The following is a 14,458-nucleotide window of genomic DNA, read 5'->3' as shown; positions in this document are numbered from 1 at the left end:
GGCCGGGATGACGGCGGGCGCCCGCCAAACAAAAACCCCGCCTTGCGGCGGGGCTTTCAGTCGGGGAGGATCAGTGATCGCGGAAAATCAGGCGGACATGCGGTCCGATTCATTGCCGGCGTCGCGCAGCACATAGCCGCGGCCCCAGACGGTCTCGATGAAATTGTGGCCCTGCGAGGCGTTGGCGAGCTTCTTGCGCAGCTTGCAGATGAAGACGTCGATGATCTTCAACTCCGGCTCGTCCATGCCGCCATAGAGATGGTTGAGGAACATCTCCTTGGTCAGCGTGGTGCCCTTGCGCAGCGAGAGGAGCTCCAGCATCTGGTACTCCTTGCCGGTCAGATGCACCCGGTTGCCGGCCACCTCGACCGTCTTGGTGTCGAGATTGACCACCAGATCGCCCGTGGTGATGACCGACTGGGCGTGGCCCTTGGACCGGCGCACAATGGCGTGGATACGGGCGACCAGCTCGTCCTTGTGGAACGGCTTGGTGAGATAGTCGTCGGCGCCGAAGCCGAGGCCCTTCACCTTGTCCTCAATGCCGGCGAGGCCGGAGAGGATCAGGATCGGCGTCTTCACCTTGGCGACGCGCAGCCCCTTGAGGACGTCATAGCCCGACATGTCGGGCAGATTGAGGTCCAGAAGGATAATGTCATAGTCGTAGAGTTTGCCGAGATCGACGCCCTCTTCACCGAGATCGGTCGTGTAGACGTTGAAGTTCTCGGACTTGAGCATCAACTCGATGCTCTGCGCGGTCGCGCGGTCGTCCTCGATGAGCAAGACGCGCATGCCAATCCCCTTCCCTCGCCATGGCCCCGGGGGGTTCAGCGCTCAACACGACTCTTTCAAGCCGAGCGTGACCCCACCCCGCGCCCGGCTCGACACACACCGATTCGTTACTCGTGAGACAAGGGGTAACAAAAACCGATTCCCGAGCACAAGGCGTGAGCCGAATTATCTTCGAGTCTTCCGCCAAGAGTTTGTTCGAAAATTGGAATTCCAGATCCCAGCCTTTAGAGTTGAATCTTAACAAGCATGCCTAAGTGAGTCTCTCGACTCCGCTTTCACGGGCGCCGCGACCCCACCGGACGACATCGCGATCATTAATGAGCCCGGTAAACAAATCGTTTCGATCCGGAGCCCATGTGACGCTTTCCCCGGCGCCCGCTACCTTTTCCGCAAAAAGAGTAAGGAAGCGGCAACATCTGTTGGCGAAAATGCCCTTGCCGCGGCGTGATGGCGGCACGTGACGACCGCCTTGTCGCGCCCCATCGGGGAAGCGGGCGGACGACGGAACGGAGTAAGCCGACCATGAAGTCGCTCGACACCCTCATCCGCCTCAAGCGGTTCCAGGCGGAAGAAAAGCGCCGCCATCTGGCGCAGATCGAGACCATGATCGCGGAGTTTGACCGCATGTCCCGCGATCTCGAACGCGAGATCGAGGCCGAGGAGCAGCGCTCGGGCATCACCGATACCCAGCATTTCGCCTATTCGACCTATGCCCGCGCCGCCGCCACCCGCCGCGACAATATGCGCCGCTCCGCCGACGAGCTGAAAGGCCAGCTCAGCGAGGCGCGCCTGGCCCATGACGAGGCGCTGGACGAGCTGAAGAAGATGGAAGCGCTCGGCGAGCGCGAGCGGGTCGAGGCGCCGGTGGAAATGCCGCCGCGCAACATCGCCGGCCGCGCCCGGGTCGTGCTCGGCGCCTGAGCGCGCTCAGCCGGCCTCGATAACAGGCACATGCGGCGCCGCCTCGCGCGCCAGCACCCCGGCGAGGCGGGGGTCGTCGACGATCTCCACCGCGCTCGCATAGGGGCGGAAACCGGCCTTGAGGTAGAAGGTCAGCGCGCCCTGCTTGTCATGGGTGCAGGTGTGGACATGCACCCGCCGGGGCCGGCGCTCCCAGGCGCGGGCCAGCGCCCGGTTCATCATGAAGCGGCCGGCGCCGCTGCCCACCATCTCAGGCACCAGCCCGACAAAGGCCAGCTCGATTTCGCCCGGCTCGCGGCCGTCCAGCTCGATATAGCCGGCCTCCACGCCGTCCTTGCGCAGCACCAGCACCTCCACCTCGGGGGAGTTAAGGATCGCGGCGAGCTCGGCGTCGCTCATCCGCAGCCGCGAGAACCACAGCCAGTCCTCGCCGACGCGACGGAACAGCGCGCGATACCAGGCGACATCAGGCGCGGTCATCCGCTCCAGCGTCAGGCCCTCGCTGGCCCGCTCCGGCAAAGGCGGGGGCGGGGCGGTCATGTCAAGCATCGTCACCACCCCGGCGATCTTGCCGGGCGGCAGGGGCGTGTAGCCGTCGAGATTGAGGACGAGCGGGGCGGCGGTGTCGGTCATTCCACGAGGTATCCGGTGAAGCTGGTGCGGTTCTAGCGCCAATCCCCAGCTCTCCGCCACGGGAAACGCCGCAACGCGGCCCCGGCCTGCGCCGGGCGGGGTTCACAGCGGCGAATTTTCGGATATCTTGCGGATAATTCCATTTAGTACATCTAAAGAGAGTGAATTCATGACGGTTGCCGTCACCATCGACCAGGTCGGCAAGAGCTTCGGCAGCGGGGCGCCGGCGCTTTCCAACGTCTCGCTCGATGTGAAGCCCAGCGAGCTGGTGGCGCTGCTGGGGCCTTCCGGCTCGGGCAAGACCACGCTGCTGCGCATCGTCGCCGGGCTGGAGCAGCCGAGCCATGGACGGGTGCTGTTCGATGGGCATGACGCGCTCTCGGTGCCGGTGCGCCGGCGCGGCATCGGCTTCGTGTTCCAGAACTACGCCCTGTTCCGCCACATGACGGTGGCGGAGAATGTCGCCTTCGGCCTGCGCTCGCGCCCGCGCGCCGAGCGGCCTTCGGAAAGCGAAATCCGCTCGCGCGTCGCCGATCTTCTCGCGCTGGTGCAGCTGGAGGCCTTTGGCGGCCGCTTCCCGGCGCAGCTTTCCGGCGGCCAGCGCCAGCGCGTGGCGCTCGCCCGCGCGCTCGCCATCGAGCCCAAGGTGCTGCTGCTGGACGAGCCCTTCGGCGCGCTCGACGCGCTGGTGCGCAAGGAACTGCGCCGCTGGCTGCGCGAGCTGCACGACCGCACCGGCCACACCACTTTGTTCGTCACCCATGACCAGGAGGAGGCGCTGGAACTCGCCGACCGGGTGGTGGTGATGGGCAAGGGCAAGATCGAGCAGGTCGGCACGCCCGATGATGTCTATGACCGGCCGGAAACTGCCGCCGTGTTCGGCTTCATGGGCGAATCGAGCCGGATCGAGGTCGAGGTGAAGAGCGGCGTCGCATTGGCGGGCGCAACCGCCATCGCCGCGGCGACGCAGTCCGTGCCCGATGGGCCGGGCCTGCTCTATGTGCGCCCGCATGACGTGACGCTGGGCCTGCCCGGCACGGCGGGGCTGAAGGGCCAGGTGCGCGCCTTCCGCCGCCACGGCGCCATCCGCCGGGTTGAAATCGCGGTGGGCAGCGCGGTGCTGGAGGCCGACATCGCCCCCACGGTGCGGGTGCCGATCGGCGAGAAGGTGGCGGTGCGGCTCGACCGTGCCCGCCTGTTCGCCTCCAACGGCCCCGGCGTCGACACCAAGGCGCCGCCGGCGCAGCAGCCGGGCGATTACGCGATCTGAAGTGCGTCTATCCTGACGCCCTCATGCCCGGGTCAAGCCCGGGCATGAGGGTAGCGCGGCGTGCGCTCAGATCATTTCAATGTTTCATGGAAACGGTGAAATGATCTCATTGTTTGTTTTATCGCGTCTTCCTCTCGCGAACCGGTATCCACTTCGCTCGAAAACGCTCTAGCGCCGCTCCAACTTCCACACGTCCTCGACCACCGGCCCGACGCCGCGCAGCCCGCCCTTCAGCGGGTGCCGTTCCAGCAGGGAGGGGTGGTAGGCCGCGCCATAGAGGCGGCGCACCTCGTGCTCGTCGACGGCGAAGGGCGGGCCGACGGTGAGGCTCTGGTCGTAGTCGAAGGTGATCAGCAGCTGGCGCGCACTGTGCGTGAGATGCACGAGATGGGCGGCGTAGCGGGCGCGCATCGCCTCGGGCAGGGCGACGAGGGCGGCGCGGTCATAGATCGCGGCGACAGGCCCCAGCACCTCGCGCGTGAGGTCGAAGATATCGCCGACGAAGATCGTGATCCCCTCCGCCGCGAAGCGCTCCAGCGGGCCGATCTCGGTGATTTCAGGAGTGACGCCGAGTTCGGTGAAGAGCTGTTCGACGGCGAGGCGGCTCAGCTCCGCGCCGGCGACCTCAAAGCCGTGTGCCAGCAGCCAGTGCAGGTCATGGCTCTTGCCGCAGAGCGGCACGAACACGCGGGCACCCGGCGCGAGGCCCAGCGCGTGGAAATGGCGGACCAGCAGGGTGTTGGCCGCGCCTTCGTGAAAGGCGATCTCGTTCGCCTCCCACTTCTTGTGCCAGAAATCGGGATCCATGGCGGTGCCTCCTGTTGTGCGGGCGGCATCATAGGGCCCGCCGACGAGGGGGGCCCTATCTCATTCGCCTGTTCGGCGGATGAAGGCGCCGAAGGCGCGCGGGCCGTCGGCAACCGGGATCGTCTCCACCACCTTCAGCGTCGCGCTGTCGATGATGTCAAGCGTATTGGCCTCCCAGCAGGCGACATAGACGAACGCGCCATCGCGGCTGGCGGCGATGCCCTCGGGGTAATCGCCGACCGGGATAGTGGCGCGCTTTTCCAGCGTTTTGGTGTCGAACACGGTGACTGTGGAATCATATTGGTCGGTGACGAAGGCCAGCCCCCTCGCCAGCGCCACCGCATAGGGCCGCGCGCCGACTGTCACCGTGGCCACCACCTTGCGGGCCTTGAGGTCGATCACGCTCACATCATTGGAGGCGACGTTGGCGGTGTAGGCGCGGGCGCCTTCCGCGTCGATGGTGACGCCGAAGGGGCGGGCGCCGACCGGGATCGAGGCAAGGCGGGTCAGCGTCGCGGTGTCGATCAGGCTCACCGCGTCGGAATCGCGGTCGGCCGAGAGCAGCAGCGCGCCGTCCGGCGTCACCGCGAGGCCGGAAGGGGATTGGCCGACCGCCACCTCGCCGGAAACCGTGCCGCTCGCCGCGTCCACCACCTTGATGCGGTGCTGGTACCAGTCGGCGACATAGGCCGGGCTGCCGGAGGGGTGGACGGCGACGCCGAGCGGACCGCCGCCAAGCTCCACCCGGTGGGTGACGGTGCGGGTGGCGGCATCAAGGATGGTCAGCGCCTTGCCGTCCGGCGAGGTGACGAAGGCGCGCGCGCCATCGACGCTCACCGCGATGCCGGCGGGTTTGCCTGAGATGGGCAGGGTGGCGACGACCTTGCGGGTGGTGAGGTCGACGATGGAAAGCGCCTCTGCCGGCTGCGAGGTGATGAAGGCTTCATCCGCAAGGGCGGGCGGGGCGAGGAGGAGGGCGAGGTGGGCCAGTGCACCGATCACCGTCATCCCGGACGACCGAAGGTCGATCCGGGATCGGGCGGAGGCGGCGCGCAATCCCGGCGCGCGCGGTCGCGCGGCCGGGATGACGCCGGGACGGACAGGAGACGCTTCGCGTTCGGGGGCGAGGTCCGTCGTCAAAGGCGTCATGCCCGGGCCGAGCTCGGGCATGACGGGGTTTTGGTAGCCGAGGGGTCCAGAGCGAGGTTGGGACCGGGCATGGCCCGTTCCTCCATGCCTTTCCGCATCCAATACCCCTCACCCCAGCCCTCTCCCCGACGGGGAGAGGGAGCCCGGCGCCGCGTGATCGGGGGCGCCGTCACGGCTCAGCTGCCGCCCTCGATCTTCTTCTTCAGCTCGCCGAGGCCCGCCTTGTAGAGGCCCGTGACGGCGTTGACGGCGGCTTCGTCGTTCAGCTCCGGCGGCGGGTCGTTATTGGGGTAGCCGCGATAGAAGGCGCCGCGCCATTCGACTTCGGACTTGGCGCCGCCATCGGCCGGGGTGACGATGAGCCAGGAGGAGTAGTTCGTCACCGGCAGCACCGCGACGTCGACCTTGTCGATGCGGTACATCAGGGTCATCTTTTCCGGCTCGAACTTGGCGACCTCTTCCTCGACGGTAGCGCCGTTCTTCAAGGTGAGGGTGCGCTTGGCGCCGGCCGCATTGCCGCCCGTGCCTTCGGTCTTGGCGACCACCGGGATCCAGCTGCCATCCTGGAAATTGGAGACGACGGCCCACACCTTTTCCGGCGGGGCGTTGATCTCGATCTTCTCGGAAATCTTCTGGCGGGTCGGGCCGTGCGCCGCCGCGGGGGGGAGCGTGGCGAGTAGGGAGGTGGCGGCCAGCGCCGCAGTCAACAGGTGAAGCTTCATCGTTTCCATCCCGGAACCAGAGCACGTTCCGATCTGATTGCCTTGCAATCAGATCGGTAAAACGTTCTCTATCAATAGTTTAGAGACTGATTCACCGATCAGGTTGATTCAACCTGATCGGATCAGGCTCTGGGTCATTCCGGACTTTTGCGTCCGTTGATCCGCAGTCTAGGGAGGGATTCGTCGTTCGTGAACTCTCCTGCGTGTGGAAAAGTCCCCGGCTCGAATTCTTTTCGGCTGTCAGGTGAATTCTTTGAGAATCTTAAGAAAGGCAGTGCCGAAGGCTTCCAGCTTGGCGGCGCCGACGCCCTTGACCCCGGCCAGCTCGGTGCGGGTGCGCGGGTGCTCCACCGCCATCTCCTCCAGCGTCTTGTCGGCGAAGACGACATAGGCCGGCACGTTGCGCTCCTTGGCGAGATCGCGCCGCAGCGCCTTGAGCTTGCCGAGCAGCGCCGTCTCCGCCGGGGCCAGTTCCGCCCCGCTGTCGGAGCGGGCGAAACGCTCGCGCGAGCGCTTGACCGGCGCGCGCAGGGTGAAGGCGCGGGTGCCGCCGAGCACGGCGAGGCCGATCTCGGTGAGGGTGAGGGCGCCAAAGCGGGTGGGGTCGGCGTGCAGCGCCCCGGTGGCGACCAGCTGGCGCAACAGAGCGCGCCACTCGGTCGCCGGCTTGTCGCCGCCGGCGCCGAAACCGGCGAGCTTGTCATGGCCGCGCCCGCAGATCTGGTCGGTGCGCTGGCCGGTGACGACGCTGGCGAGATAGGCGGCGCCGAAACGCTCGCCGGTGGCGCGCACGAGGCGCAGCACCAGCTGGGCGTCGGCGCTGGCGTCGATTACCTTGGGCGGGTCGCGGCAGACATCGCAGGCGCCGCAGGCCTTGGCGCGCTCGCCGAAATAGCCGAGCAGCACGGCGCGCCGGCAGGTGACGGCCTCGCAGAAGCCGACCATGGCGTCGAGCCGGCGGGCCTCCACCATCTTGCGCTCGGGCGGGGAGGGTTCCTCGTCGAGAAAGCGGCGGCGGGTGGCGATGTCGCCAGCGGAATAGAGCAGCAGCGCCTCGGCCGGCTGGCCGTCGCGGCCGGCGCGGCCGATCTCCTGATAGTAGGATTCCAGCGTGCCCGGCGCGTCGGCATGCAGCACATAGCGCACATCCGACTTGTCGATGCCCATGCCGAAGGCCACCGTGGCGACCATCACCACCCCGTCCTCGGCCAGAAAGGTCTCCTGGTTGGCGGCGCGGGCCTCCGCGCTCATGCCGGCATGGTAGGGCAAGGCGCGGATGCCGGCCGTGGAAAGCCGCTCGGCGGTCTCGTCCACCTTCTTGCGCGAGATGCGGTAGATGATGCCGGCCATGCCGGGGCGGGCGCGGACATAGCTCTCGATCTGCCGCGCCGGGTCCTTCTTGTCCTCGACGGCGATGAAGATATTCGGCCGGTCGAAACCGGAAACGAACACCCGCGCCTGCCCGCCGAACAGCCGCTCGACAATGTCGTCGCGGGTCGCCTTGTCGGCGGTGGCGGTCATCGCCACCAGCGGCAGGCCGGGGAAAAGCTCGCGCAGCCGGCCGAGGCCGAGATATTCATTGCGGAAGGAATGGCCCCATTGCGAGATGCAGTGCGCCTCGTCCACCGCCACCAGGCCCAGCGAGAAACGCGACAGCGCGGCCAGCATGCGCTCGGTGAGCAGGCGTTCGGGGGCGAGATAGAGCAGGCGCACCTCGCCCGCCGCCACCCGGCGCCAGATCGCGACATTTTCCTCGCGGGATTTTCCCGAATGGATGGCCTCGGCGGCGACGCCCTGCAGCTTCAGCGCGTTCACCTGGTCGTCCATCAGCGCGATCAGCGGCGAGACGACGATGGAGAGCCCGCCTTTCACCAGCGCGGGCAGCTGGTAGCACAGCGACTTGCCGGCGCCGGTCGGCATAACCGCCAGCGTCGGCACGCCGGCGAGGATGGAATCGACGACCTCCTGCTGGCCGGGGCGGAAACGGTCGAAGCCGAATACCTCGGCCAGCCGCGCCCGCTTCGCCTCCTCGATGTGAGGCGGCAGGATGCCGTGCGATGAGGTGACGGGAATGTTCATTCCGCGCGTGTTCGTCCGGTTAGGCGGGCATGGCGGCGCCGCGGGTCTTGATAGCGGTCGCGCGGGCGGAAATGGTGGTGCCGCACGGCCGGTGGATTCGTTTGCCCTGCAAGCGAGAGAATCACTTCCCACAGAATCACTTGCCAGAGAATCACTTGTGATGAGCCTCGAACTTACCCTTGGTTTAACCCTGGCGGCGCTGCTGTTCGAGGCCGCGTTTGGCTATCCCTCGTTTTTGCTCGCCCGGATCGGCCATCCGGTGATGTGGATCGGCCGGCTGATCGGCTGGCTCGACCGCCATGTCAACCGCGACGCCGCCGCCCCGCGCGAGCGGCGCCTCGCCGGGTTGGGGGCGCTGGTGGTGATCGTCGTGGCGAGCGGGACGGCCGGGCTGCTGCTGCAGGGCCTCGCGATGACGCTGCCGCTTGGCGTCCTACTGGCGGCGCTCGCCGGCTCCAGCCTGCTGGCGCAGCGCAGCCTCTACCAGTTCGTCGGCGCGGTGGCGGATGGGCTGGAGGTGAGCCTGGAGGAGGGGCGGCGGGCGGTCTCGCACATTGTCGGGCGCGACCCGGACAAGCTCGACGAGGCCGGGGTGGCGCGGGCGGCGATCGAGAGCCTGGCGGAGAACTATTCCGACGGGGTGGTGGCGCCGGCGCTGTGGATGGCGATTGCCGGATTGCCGGGGGCGGCGATCTACAAGGGGGTGAACACCGCCGACAGCATGATCGGCCATCGCACCGCCCGGCATCTGCATTTCGGCTGGGCGAGCGCGCGGTTCGACGACCTGATCAACCTGCCGGCCTCGCGGCTTTCCGGCGCGCTGATCGTGGTGGGGGCGGTGTTCGTGCGCGGCGCCTCGCCCTGGCGGGCGATAGTGGCGATACGGCGCGACGCGGGCCGCCACCGCTCGCCCAATGCCGGCTGGCCGGAGGCGGCGATGGCCGGCGCGCTCGGCATCGCCATTGCCGGGCCGCGCCATTATGGCGGCACGCTTTCGGTGGACGGACTGATGGGCGCGGGCGGGCGCTATGAATGCACCGCCGCCGATATCCGCCGGGCGCTGGCGCTCTATCGCGCGGCGGATGCGGTGATGGTGGCGCTGGTGGCGGGGCTGGCGCTGGTGGCGTGGTGGTGAGGGGCACATAACCCTCGCGCCCTCATCCGCGGGCTTGACCCGCGGATCCAGCCTTTGCGTGGGAACTGAAGATCATTCGGGTCCGCTCCGGTCACTGGGTGCCCGGGTCAAGCCCGGGCATGAGGGACATTCGCCGCGATCGCCAGCAGCCGGTCGAGATCGACATGGCGTTCCAGATGCGCGGCCAGCGCGTCGAGCGTCGCCTCCACCCCGGCCTCATAGTCGAGGCCGCTCGGCGGCGCGCCGAGCGTCGCCAGCCAGTGCGCGCGCTGGCGGTCGTCCGTGAACAGGCCGTGGGCATAGGTGCCCATGACGCGCCCATCCGGGGACACAGCGCCTTCCGGCCCGGCGCCGTCGAGTTGCGCGAAGGGCCGGGCGCGGCCGGGGCCATCGGTGACGCCCATATGCATCTCATAGCCGGAAAACGGCGCGCCGCCGGCGGTGCCGGTGACCGCCACCAGCCGCTTTTCGCCTGACAGCACGGTGTCGACCTCGATGAGGCCGAGGCCGGGCACGCTGCCCGGCGGGCCTTCCACGCCCCCCGGGTCGGCCAAAGTGCGCCCCAGCATCTGGTAGCCGCCGCACAGGCCGAGCACCCGCCCGCCGCGCCTGATATGGGCGTAGAGGTCGATGTCCCAGCCCTCGCGGCGGAAGTCCTCAAGGTCGGCAATGGTGGATTTCGAGCCCGGCAGCAGGATGAGAGCCGCATCGGCCGGGAGCGGCGTGCCGGGGCGCACGCGCACCACCTCGACGCCGGGCTCGGCTTCCAGCGGGTCGAGATCGTCGAAATTGGCGATGCGCGGCAGCAGCGGCACGGCGATCCTCACCCGCGCTCCCGGCTTCGCCGGCGTCGGGGCGTCGAGCGCCAGCGCGTCCTCCGCCGGCAGGCGGCGGGCCTCGTGGAAGAACGGGATGAGGCCGAGCGCCTGCCAGCCGGTGCGGGCGGCGATCTCGTCCATGCCGGCGGCGAACAGAGTGGGGTCGCCACGAAAGCGGTTGACCAGAAAGCCGCGGATCATCGCCGCATCGTCCTCCGGCAGCACCGCCCTGGTGCCGACCAGGCTGGCGATGACGCCGCCGCGGTCGATATCGCCGATCAGGATGACGGGGACATTCGCCGCGCGGGAAAATCCCATATTGGCGATGTCATTGGCGCGCAGATTGATTTCGGAGGCCGAGCCGGCGCCCTCCACCAGCACGAGGTCGGCCTCCGCCTGCAGCCGGCCATAGCTGTCGAGCACGGCGGCCATCAGCGCGGGCTTCAGCGCCTGGTAGTCCGCCGCCTTCGCCGTGCCCTGCGCCCGGCCCTGCACGATGACCTGCGCGCCCGTCTCGCTCTGGGGTTTCAAGAGCACCGGGTTCATGTGGACGGACGGCGCCACGCGCGCCGCGCGGGCCTGCAGCGCCTGCGCCCGGCCGATCTCGCCGCCGTCTTCGGTCACGGCGGCGTTGTTCGACATGTTCTGCGGCTTGAACGGACGCACCTTCAGCCCGCGCAGGGTGAAGGCGCGGGCGAGGCCGGCGACAATCAGCGACTTGCCGACATCCGAGCCGGTGCCCTGGAACATGAGGGCGAGGGGAGAACGGGGGGCGGTCATGCACCCTCTCCCCGTCGGGGAGAGGGATGGGGTGAGGGGCCTGTGGGCCGATCAACCGGGAGCCCCCTCACCGACCCGCTGCGCGGGCCACCTCTCCCCAATGGAGAGAGGACAGGAAGGGTCGCACAGGACACTTCAATGCGGCGGGATATCAGCCGCGCCGGGCTTCCAGATAGTCGACGCGGCGCTCCAGATTGGCTTCGCGCACCATGCCGGGAATGAGGAACAGATCGATGATCTGGCCGATGCCAAGCAGGCCGAGGGTCAGCAGCCAGAGCGCACCCGTCCAGTAGCGGCCGGTATAGAAACGCTGGATGCCGCACACGCCGATCAGGCCGAAGCACCAGAACAGGTAGGCGATAGGGGTGGAACGCATCGAAGCGTTTCTCCATGAAAGCATGACGCCGCAACACTCGGCGCTGTGTATCAGATAGGAATGTCGCCGCACAATTGCGAGATCGCCGCGTGCAAATTCTTGCAGCTTCTTGTGACGGGTGGATCAAAACTCGATGCCCTTCTGCGCCTTCACCCCGGCTTTGAAGTGGTGCTTGACGAGGCCCATCTCGGTGACGAGATCGGCGGCCTCGATCAGCTCCGCCTTGGCGTTGCGGCCGGTGACGACGATGTGCAGCCCTTCGCGGCGGGCGCTGAGCGCCGCGACGACCTCGGGCAGCGGCAGATAATCGTAGCGCAGCGCGATGTTCAGCTCGTCGAGGATGAGTAGGCCGATGGCGGGATCGTCCATCATCTCCCGCACCTTGTCCCAGGCCCGGCGGGCGGCCGCGATGTCGCGGGCGAGGTCCTGCGTCTCCCAGGTGAAGCCCTCGCCCATGGAGTGCCATTCCACGCGCGGGCCGAAGCTTTCCAGCGCGCGGCGCTCGCCCGAATCCCACGCGCCCTTGATGAACTGGACCACGCCGACCTTGGCCCCATCAGGCTGGCCGAGCGTGCGCAGAGCGAGGCCGAAGGCGGCGGTGGATTTTCCCTTGCCGGGGCCTGTATGGACGATGAGCAGGCCCTTCTCTACGGATTTTTCCGCCACTTCCGCGTCCTGCACCGCCTTGCGCTTTTCCATCTTGGCGCGGTGGCGGGCGGCTTCCTCGGGAGATATCTCGGTCATCACTTCACCTTCATCGGCAGGCCGGCGACCACGAAGATCACGCTGTCGGCACGGGCGGCGACCGCCTGGTTGAGCCGGCCCTGCGCGTCGCGGAAGCGGCGGGCCAGCGCGTTGTCGGGCACGATGCCGAGCCCGACCTCATTCGACACCACGAAGACCGGCCCCTCATGGCTGGCGAGCGCCTCGACCAGCGCGGCGCACTCGCTGGCGAGGTCGGCCTCCGCCAGCATCCGGTTGCTGAGCCAGAGGGTGAGGCAGTCCACCAGCACCGGCCGGCCGGGCGGCAACGTGCGCAAGGCGTCGGCAAGCTCGTGCGGGGCGTCCAGCGTCTGCCAGCCCGCGCCGCGCCGGGCGCGGTGCAGGGCGATGCGCTCTTCCATCTCGCTGTCCCAGGCCTGCGCGGTGGCGATGTAGCTCCAGGGCGGGGAAAAGCCTGAGATGAGGCCCTCGGCATAGGCGCTCTTGCCGGAGCGGGCGCCGCCGAGGACGAGGGTCAGCGCCATGGAGCGGGGGCCGGGGCAAAGCGAGGCGTCATCGTCGTCGGCTCCTGTCGTCGGCTGCGGGCGAGCGGCGGACTATAGCCGGGGCGCATCGCCGGGCAACCGGCGCCGTCCGGTTTGACTTTGCCGGCCAAGCCTCCTTAAGTGGCCGCGACCGTCGGTTTCCTCCCGCCAGGGAGGGACGAAGAGGGAATGCGGTGCGGGGCGCTTTCAGGCCCCCAATTCCGCGGCTGCCCCCGCAACTGTGAGCGGCGAGCCTCAGCCGGAAGCCACTGGAGACCTCTCCGGGAAGGCGGCGACGAGGCAGCGACCCGCGAGCCAGGAGACCTGCCGGTGGTCCGGTCGTGCGTGCCGGCGGGGTGCCCGGCAGACAGGCAGAGCCGTGCTGAGGCGCGCGGCTTCGCGCGGAAGCTCCTTTCCGCGACCGACGCATCCCGCGATTCCTGAGCTTCGTGGAGATGCCGCATGCCGACCCAATCCCGCCCCGCCGCGCTTGATCGTGTTCCCTGCACCATCGTCACCGGCTTCCTCGGCTCGGGTAAGACCACCCTCATTCGCCATGTGCTGGAGAATGCCGGGGGGCGGCGCCTCGCGGTGATCGTCAACGAGTTCGGCGATGTCGGCATCGATGGCGAGATATTGAAGGGCTGCGGCGTCGAATCCTGCCCGGAGGAAAACATCGTCGAGCTGGCCAATGGCTGCATCTGCTGCACCGTGGCGGATGATTTCGTGCCGGCGCTCGACGCCATCCTCGCCCTGGAGCCGAAGGTCGACCACATCCTGATCGAGACCTCCGGCCTCGCGCTCCCCAAGCCGCTTGTGCAGGCCTTCCACTGGCCGGCGATCAAGAGCCGGGTGACGGTGGACGGCGTGGTGGCGGTGGTGGATGGCGAGGCGCTGGCGTCGGGCCGCGTCGCGCACGATCACGACGCGCTTGCCGCCCAGCGCGCGGCCGATGACAGCCTCGACCATGACGACCCGATCGAGGAAGTGTTCGACGACCAGATCGCCTGCGCCGACCTTGTCCTCCTCACCAAGGCCGACCTGATCGACGCCGCCGGGCAGGCCAAGGCCCGCGCCGCGCTCGACGCCGAGCTGCCCAAAGGCGTGCGTGTGGTGAGCGTGACCGAGGGGCGGATCGACCCGGCGCTGCTGATGGGACTCGGCATCGGCACCGAGAACGACATCGAGAACCGCAAGACGCATCACGACAATGAACTCGACCACGACCATGACGATTTCGACAGCTTCGTCGTCGAAGTGCCTGAAATCACCGATCCGGCCGAGTTTGCCGCCCGGGTGGCGCGGGCGGCGGAGGAGGCGGATGTGCTGCGGGTGAAGGGGTTCTTGCCCGTCGCCGGCAAGTCGATGCGGCTGCTGGTGCAGGCGGTGGGCCCGCGCGTGGCGCACCATTTCGACCGGCCCTGGGGCGAGGGCGCGCGCACCGGCCGCCTCGTCGCCATCGGGCTGAAGGGGCTGGACCGGGCGAAGGTGGAAGCGATCCTCGCCGGGGAGAGCGTGGCGGCGTGAGTGAACCTGCCCCACAGCACCACGTCATCCTGAGGTGCCCGGACCTTGTCCGGGCCTCGAAGGATGCTCGTTGCGCGCGGTTTGGCCACCGGAACAGGCGTCATGGCCGGGCGTGTCCCGGCCATCCACGTCTTGCGGCTCCAAAGTCGTGGATCCCCGGGCCAGGCCCGGGGATGACGGCATTCTGACGGGAGACGCGCCACCC

At 68.3% G+C, this 14,458-nt stretch carries 14 protein-coding genes and 1 riboswitch; of the genes, 4 read left to right on the top strand and 10 right to left on the bottom strand.

Features of this window, described 5'->3' with window-relative positions; translation table 11 throughout:
* Window positions 1-87: 87 nt before the first annotated feature.
* Window positions 88-789, bottom strand: a complete 702-nt coding sequence (gene ctrA / locus A3M1_RS0101885) for a response regulator transcription factor CtrA (protein WP_018387255.1) — start codon at window positions 787-789, stop codon at window positions 88-90.
* A 522-nt stretch (window positions 790-1,311) separates the two neighbouring features.
* On the opposite strand from ctrA, the gene A3M1_RS0101880 reads away from it, so the two are divergent.
* On the top strand, window positions 1,312-1,710 hold the full coding sequence (locus A3M1_RS0101880) for a flagellar export protein FliJ (RefSeq protein ID WP_018387254.1): 399 nt from the start codon (window positions 1,312-1,314) through the stop codon (window positions 1,708-1,710).
* Window positions 1,711-1,716: 6 nt separating this feature from the next.
* On the opposite strand, the gene A3M1_RS0101875 is transcribed toward A3M1_RS0101880, so the two are convergent.
* Window positions 1,717-2,343, bottom strand: a complete 627-nt coding sequence (locus A3M1_RS0101875; RefSeq protein ID WP_018387253.1) for a GNAT family N-acetyltransferase — start codon at window positions 2,341-2,343, stop codon at window positions 1,717-1,719.
* A gap of 169 nt (window positions 2,344-2,512) precedes the next feature.
* Between A3M1_RS0101875 and A3M1_RS0101870 the strand changes: the two genes are divergently transcribed.
* Window positions 2,513-3,613 carry a sulfate/molybdate ABC transporter ATP-binding protein gene (locus tag A3M1_RS0101870; protein ID WP_018387252.1) on the top strand — a complete coding sequence of 367 codons (1,101 nt, stop codon included), beginning with the start codon at window positions 2,513-2,515 and terminating at the stop codon, window positions 3,611-3,613.
* Between the two features lie 168 nt (window positions 3,614-3,781).
* Here the strand turns inward: A3M1_RS0101870 and tmpT are convergent, their stop codons facing one another.
* The 4 genes from tmpT to recQ all read right to left on the bottom strand — a co-directional run bounded on the left by tmpT (window position 3,782) and on the right by recQ (window position 8,370).
* Window positions 3,782-4,420 (bottom strand): thiopurine S-methyltransferase, encoded by a 639-nt coding sequence (gene tmpT, locus A3M1_RS0101865; protein WP_018387251.1) that lies wholly within the window; start codon window positions 4,418-4,420, stop codon window positions 3,782-3,784.
* Window positions 4,421-4,480: 60 nt separating this feature from the next.
* Window positions 4,481-5,428: a hypothetical protein gene (locus tag A3M1_RS0101860; RefSeq protein ID WP_018387250.1), complete on the bottom strand. Its 948-nt coding sequence runs from the start codon at window positions 5,426-5,428 to the stop codon at window positions 4,481-4,483.
* A gap of 317 nt (window positions 5,429-5,745) precedes the next feature.
* Window positions 5,746-6,291 carry an SRPBCC family protein gene (locus tag A3M1_RS0101855; protein WP_018963916.1) on the bottom strand — a complete coding sequence of 182 codons (546 nt, stop codon included), beginning with the start codon at window positions 6,289-6,291 and terminating at the stop codon, window positions 5,746-5,748.
* A gap of 240 nt (window positions 6,292-6,531) precedes the next feature.
* Window positions 6,532-8,370, bottom strand: coding sequence for a DNA helicase RecQ (gene recQ / locus A3M1_RS0101850; RefSeq protein WP_018387248.1), 1,839 nt, complete (start codon window positions 8,368-8,370; stop codon window positions 6,532-6,534).
* A 160-nt stretch (window positions 8,371-8,530) separates the two neighbouring features.
* Between recQ and cbiB the strand changes: the two genes are divergently transcribed.
* Entirely contained in the window at window positions 8,531-9,505 is a 975-nt protein-coding gene (gene cbiB, locus A3M1_RS0101845; RefSeq protein WP_018387247.1) for an adenosylcobinamide-phosphate synthase CbiB, read from the top strand.
* A 107-nt stretch (window positions 9,506-9,612) separates the two neighbouring features.
* On the opposite strand, the gene A3M1_RS0101840 is transcribed toward cbiB, so the two are convergent.
* The 4 genes from A3M1_RS0101840 to cobU all read right to left on the bottom strand — a co-directional run bounded on the left by A3M1_RS0101840 (window position 9,613) and on the right by cobU (window position 12,726).
* Entirely contained in the window at window positions 9,613-11,103 is a 1,491-nt protein-coding gene (locus A3M1_RS0101840) for a cobyric acid synthase (RefSeq protein WP_018387246.1), read from the bottom strand.
* A 151-nt stretch (window positions 11,104-11,254) separates the two neighbouring features.
* Window positions 11,255-11,479, bottom strand: a complete 225-nt coding sequence (locus A3M1_RS0101835; RefSeq protein ID WP_018387245.1) for an NINE protein — start codon at window positions 11,477-11,479, stop codon at window positions 11,255-11,257.
* 123 nt (window positions 11,480-11,602) lie between these two features.
* Window positions 11,603-12,223 (bottom strand): cob(I)yrinic acid a,c-diamide adenosyltransferase, encoded by a 621-nt coding sequence (gene cobO / locus A3M1_RS0101830; protein ID WP_018387244.1) that lies wholly within the window; start codon window positions 12,221-12,223, stop codon window positions 11,603-11,605.
* Window positions 12,223-12,726: a bifunctional adenosylcobinamide kinase/adenosylcobinamide-phosphate guanylyltransferase gene (gene cobU, locus A3M1_RS0101825; protein WP_018387243.1), complete on the bottom strand. Its 504-nt coding sequence runs from the start codon at window positions 12,724-12,726 to the stop codon at window positions 12,223-12,225. The genes cobO and cobU overlap by 1 nt, the downstream gene beginning before the upstream one ends.
* Window positions 12,727-12,864: 138 nt before the next feature.
* Window positions 12,865-13,073, top strand: a riboswitch (cobalamin riboswitch).
* A 115-nt stretch (window positions 13,074-13,188) separates the two neighbouring features.
* Between cobU and cobW the strand changes: the two genes are divergently transcribed.
* Window positions 13,189-14,253 carry a cobalamin biosynthesis protein CobW gene (gene cobW, locus A3M1_RS0101820; RefSeq protein ID WP_018387242.1) on the top strand — a complete coding sequence of 355 codons (1,065 nt, stop codon included), beginning with the start codon at window positions 13,189-13,191 and terminating at the stop codon, window positions 14,251-14,253.
* Window positions 14,254-14,458 lie beyond the last annotated feature (205 nt).

Origin of the sequence: Ancylobacter sp. FA202 (genome assembly GCF_000380205.1) — a bacterium.
GTDB lineage: Bacteria > Pseudomonadota > Alphaproteobacteria > Rhizobiales > Xanthobacteraceae > Ancylobacter.
This window is presented reverse-complemented; position numbering and strand designations above follow the sequence as displayed.

What these genes read in the sequence shown, in the direction of transcription:
- A3M1_RS0101835 (WP_018387245.1), bottom strand. Translation starts at nt 11,479, where the DNA reads ATGCGTTCCACCCCTATCGCCTACCTGTTCTGGTGCTTCGGCCTGATC.
- A3M1_RS0101860 (WP_018387250.1), bottom strand. Translation starts at nt 5,428, where the DNA reads ATGACGGTGATCGGTGCACTGGCCCACCTCGCCCTCCTCCTCGCCCCG.
- tmpT (WP_018387251.1), bottom strand. Translation starts at nt 4,420, where the DNA reads ATGGATCCCGATTTCTGGCACAAGAAGTGGGAGGCGAACGAGATCGCC.
- A3M1_RS0101855 (WP_018963916.1), bottom strand. Translation starts at nt 6,291, where the DNA reads ATGAAGCTTCACCTGTTGACTGCGGCGCTGGCCGCCACCTCCCTACTC.
- A3M1_RS0101880 (WP_018387254.1), top strand. Translation starts at nt 1,312, where the DNA reads ATGAAGTCGCTCGACACCCTCATCCGCCTCAAGCGGTTCCAGGCGGAA.
- cobU (WP_018387243.1), bottom strand. Translation starts at nt 12,726, where the DNA reads ATGGCGCTGACCCTCGTCCTCGGCGGCGCCCGCTCCGGCAAGAGCGCC.
- cobW (WP_018387242.1), top strand. Translation starts at nt 13,189, where the DNA reads ATGCCGACCCAATCCCGCCCCGCCGCGCTTGATCGTGTTCCCTGCACC.
- A3M1_RS0101840 (WP_018387246.1), bottom strand. Translation starts at nt 11,103, where the DNA reads ATGACCGCCCCCCGTTCTCCCCTCGCCCTCATGTTCCAGGGCACCGGC.
- ctrA (WP_018387255.1), bottom strand. Translation starts at nt 789, where the DNA reads ATGCGCGTCTTGCTCATCGAGGACGACCGCGCGACCGCGCAGAGCATC.
- cobO (WP_018387244.1), bottom strand. Translation starts at nt 12,223, where the DNA reads ATGACCGAGATATCTCCCGAGGAAGCCGCCCGCCACCGCGCCAAGATG.
- recQ (WP_018387248.1), bottom strand. Translation starts at nt 8,370, where the DNA reads ATGAACATTCCCGTCACCTCATCGCACGGCATCCTGCCGCCTCACATC.
- A3M1_RS0101875 (WP_018387253.1), bottom strand. Translation starts at nt 2,343, where the DNA reads ATGACCGACACCGCCGCCCCGCTCGTCCTCAATCTCGACGGCTACACG.
- A3M1_RS0101870 (WP_018387252.1), top strand. Translation starts at nt 2,513, where the DNA reads ATGACGGTTGCCGTCACCATCGACCAGGTCGGCAAGAGCTTCGGCAGC.
- cbiB (WP_018387247.1), top strand. Translation starts at nt 8,531, where the DNA reads ATGAGCCTCGAACTTACCCTTGGTTTAACCCTGGCGGCGCTGCTGTTC.